At 66.1% G+C, this 3,770-nt stretch carries 3 protein-coding genes; 1 reads left to right on the forward strand and 2 read right to left on the reverse strand.

Annotation, left to right across the window (positions count from 1 at the left end; translation table 11 throughout):
• Window positions 1-131: 131 nt before the first annotated feature.
• Window positions 132-1,706, forward strand: a complete 1,575-nt coding sequence (locus tag AC1VAN_RS14680; protein WP_480986071.1) for a sensor domain-containing diguanylate cyclase — start codon at window positions 132-134, stop codon at window positions 1,704-1,706.
• 58 nt (window positions 1,707-1,764) lie between these two features.
• Here the strand turns inward: AC1VAN_RS14680 and AC1VAN_RS14685 are convergent, their stop codons facing one another.
• Both AC1VAN_RS14685 and AC1VAN_RS14690 read right to left on the reverse strand, forming a co-directional pair.
• Complete coding sequence (locus tag AC1VAN_RS14685) at window positions 1,765-2,640, reverse strand: energy transducer TonB (protein ID WP_313446726.1); 876 nt, start codon at window positions 2,638-2,640, stop codon at window positions 1,765-1,767.
• A gap of 82 nt (window positions 2,641-2,722) precedes the next feature.
• Window positions 2,723-3,616, reverse strand: coding sequence for an energy transducer TonB (locus tag AC1VAN_RS14690; RefSeq protein WP_313446724.1), 894 nt, complete (start codon window positions 3,614-3,616; stop codon window positions 2,723-2,725).
• Window positions 3,617-3,770: the final 154 nt, after the last annotated feature.

Below are 3,770 nucleotides of genomic sequence, written 5' to 3' on the forward strand. Positions count from 1 at the left end.
GTGAATTGGCGATAATCTGCGGGACAAATGCCTGACTCTCCGCCCCGGCCGCGCTGGCCGGGCCGCCGATTTCCGCTGTTGCCCCATCCGGAGGATCCGGCGGGTCCAGCCCTGCACGATTCTTCAACCGCATGCGCACGCTGTCCCCCCGCCTCAACCTGGGCAAGCTGATCCTTGCCCTGGCCCTGCTCAGCGCCGTCATCGCCCTGGCCAACACGCTGCTTGCCAGCTATCGCGTACAGCGCGACCAGCTGGTGGGCAACACCCTGGAAGCCAACCGCGTGTACGCCACCAAGCTGGCCGAGACCACGCAGAACTTCCTGCTGGCCGCGCAGCAGCAGCTGGCCTATGCCGCCACCCGGCTTGGCGACAACGACATGGATCCGGCCCAGGCGCAGGATGAGGCCCGTCGCCTGCAGCTGCAGTCCAGCAGCTTCAACTCCTCGCTGGTGGTGGCCAACGACGGGCGGGTGATCGCGACCTCGCCGCAGAGCCTGCAGCTGCAGGGCGAGATCCTGCGCAGCGCTGGCAACAAGGCAGCGTTGGRACGGCGCCAGCCGATGATCAGCGATCCCTACCAGTCGGCCACCGGCAAGCTGCTGATTTCGATCTCGCACCCGGTATTCGACCGCAGCGGCCAGTACCGGGGCTATGTGAGCGGCACCCTGTACCTGCGCCAGCGCAGTGCACTCAACACCCTGCTGGGTACGCACTACTACCGCGATGGTTCCTACCTGTACGTGGTGGACCGCCATGGCCGCCTGATCTATCACAACAACCCCAAGGAAGTGGGCACCTACGCGTTGAACAACCCGGCGGTGAAAGAAGTGATGCGTGGCCAGCGCGGTGCGCAGCAGGTGCGCAACAACCACCAGGTGGCGATGCTGGCCGGTTACGCGCCCGTGGCGGCAACCGGCTGGGGCATCGTCGCGCAGCGCCCGACCGAGGCGACGCTGCAGCCGCTGTCACGCCTGATGTCGGCGGTGATCTGGAATGCCATTCCGCTGGGCGTGCTGTCGCTGCTGATCACCTGGTGGTTCGCCCGCCGCATTTCGCTGCCGCTGTGGCAGCTGGCGCGCAACGTGCAGGACGGCGAGGACACCGGCAATGCGATCAGCCACGTCAATGGCATCCGTGCCTGGTACTTCGAAGTGGCGCAGCTGAAACAGGCTGTGCTGTACAGCTTCAATGCGCTGCAGGACCGGATCGGCACGCTCAACCGCGCCAGCCGTACCGATCCGCTGACCGGCCTGCTCAACCGTCGCGGGCTGCAGCAGGCGCTCGACGCGCTGCAGGCGCAGGGCCTGCCGTTTGCGATCCTGACGCTGGATATCGACCGCTTCAAGTCGATCAACGACAGCCACGGTCACGACGTCGGTGATGCGGCCATCGTCCATATCGCCGAACAGATGCGCCGCCATTCGCGCGAGACCGACGTGCTGTGCCGCGCCGGTGGCGAGGAGTTCCTGGTGCTGCTGCCGGGCGTTGGCATCGAAGCGGCCCGGCACACCGGCGAGCGCCTGCGCCAGGCCATCGCCGACGAACCGTTCGCTCCGGTGGGCACCATCACCGTGTCACTGGGAGTGGCCCACTTCCCCAGTTTCCATACCGATCCGGAACAGGCRCTGCGSTTGGCCGACAAGGCCCTSTACMTGGCCAAGGAACAGGGCCGCAACCGSRYSGTGGTGTACCCGCACGCCGATTGAGCACATCGATTCAAGCGGGATGCACCGGGGCAGGCCCGGCGCATCCCGCAATGACGCATCAGCCCAGCGGGGTGAGCAGGCGCGGGCCTTCCTGCGCACGACCGACCATGTACACACCGCCTTCGGGCAGCAGATCGCTTCCGGCGGCCAGGGTTTCCTCACCGGTCTTCCACGGCGCCTGCTGGCGCGGGCCGGGAATGTACGCGGTCCAGCGGCCGTAACGCTCACGCGAATCCTGGAAGGCGAAGCGCACCGGTACGCGCACGGTCCAGAACTCGCGATCCTTGTCCTCGCCGGTTGTGGGCGGGTTGAACGTCCAACGCTTGGCGCTATTGACGCTGGCCTTGGCCAGGATATCGCGCAGCTGGTTCATCGCGCGCGCGGTACCAATCACGGTCAGATTGGTCTGCTCGGCAATCACATCAGCCACCCTGCCATCGCGGCCGACCTTGACCATCAGCATGACCGTGCCCTCCCCCTGCATGGTCACCGCCTGCGGTGGGTAATCCGGTCCCCGCAGTGCATTGCTGGTCACCCTGTCGGTGCCGACCTCACGCTCGCCATCCACCTTGCTGAAATTGGCATCGACCAGGCGGACCCGCATGGTGCCCTCGGCAGCATTGTCGGCCATCAGCCGCAGGCGCACCGCAGTGCGTGCCTGCACGGGCGCGCCATTGACCAGCACCGGGTCGAAACGCCAGCCCTGCACGGCCTTGTCCACGAAATCGGCAATACCCGCGTCGATCTTCTCGCGACGATCGAGCTGGAACCCTTCAACCTGGCCTTCGCGGCCGATGTCGATGACGCCACCAAGGGTCATGCTGGCCTCGGCCTGCCTGCGTACCTCGCGCGCGGTCTGCGCATCGGCGGTATCGATCAGGGCGGCACCGCCAGACACCGCAAGGGCCAGTGCCAGGAAAAGAGAAGAACGCATCACAGCCACTCCTTGTGCATGAAGATGATGAAGTCTGACCCCCGGGCAGGGGCCGATGAAACGTGGGGGCGGTTGACCGGCATCATTGCTCGGCAAGCGGAGTCAACAGACGCAGCCCGCGGGTAGCGCTATCGACCATGTAGACGCCACCGGCCGGCAACAGATCGGTACCGACCTGCGCGGCATCGTCGGTGGTGCGCCACGGGGCCTGCTGGCGGGGGCCGGGAATGTAGGCCTGCCAGCGGCCGTAAGGAGTGGGGGGTTGCCTGCTGCCCTTGTCGTTCAGCGCGAAGGTGACCGGCACGCGCACGGTCCAGAACGCCAGGCCTTTGTCCCCGCCGGAGGTCGGCGGAGTGAACGTCCACTTGCGGGCCTCGCTGATGCTGGCCTTGGCCAGCATGTCGCGCATCTTCTGCATCGCGTGCTCGGGTGCCACCACGCCCATGTTCACCTGTTCGGCGATGACGTCGGCAACCACACCATCACGCTCGACCTTGACCAGCAGCATCACCTCGCCCTGTGCGCCGACGCGGAATGCCGCCTCCGGATAGCGCGGAGGCCTCATCTGGTTTCCGGTCACTGCGTCGGTGGCCTTGTCGTCATACTCGCTGAAATCCACGCTGGTCATGCGCACTTCCGTGCTGCCATCGACGCCGGGCCTGCCAAGCAGACGTACACGCAACGGTGCATGTTTCGCCACCGGCTTTCCGTCCACCAGGGTAGGTTCAAACTGCCACCTGCGGATCGTGCCATCCACGAACGCGGCGATGGCCGGTGCGATCGACACCTGCTGGTCCAGCACAAGGCCACTGACCGCACCATCTGCAGCGACATCGATGTTGCCGGTCAAGACCATGCTGGCTTCGGCGGTGGCACGCACCGCGCGTGTGCTCTGCGCTGCCGCATCGGTGCTGAGCAGGGCGCCAGCCGAGCCGATCGCAAGCGCGAAGGCGAGAAACAGGGGAGAACGCATCATTGCCGATCCTTGGTGATGAAAGTGCCGAGATTACCCGAGTTCCTCGCAGTCGGCGCGGCCAATCACGCCAACCGCTGCGCAGCCGAATACGGTGGCGTGTCCGGATAATCGCCCGCCGCAAAGCGCGCCTGTAGCCCCTGCCACCAGGCAGGAT

This window comes from Stenotrophomonas sp. 05L44_2 (assembly GCF_056665995.1).

What these genes read in the sequence shown, in the direction of transcription:
- AC1VAN_RS14690 (WP_313446724.1), bottom strand. Translation starts at nt 3,616, where the DNA reads ATGATGCGTTCTCCCCTGTTTCTCGCCTTCGCGCTTGCGATCGGCTCG.
- AC1VAN_RS14685 (WP_313446726.1), bottom strand. Translation starts at nt 2,640, where the DNA reads ATGCGTTCTTCTCTTTTCCTGGCACTGGCCCTTGCGGTGTCTGGCGGT.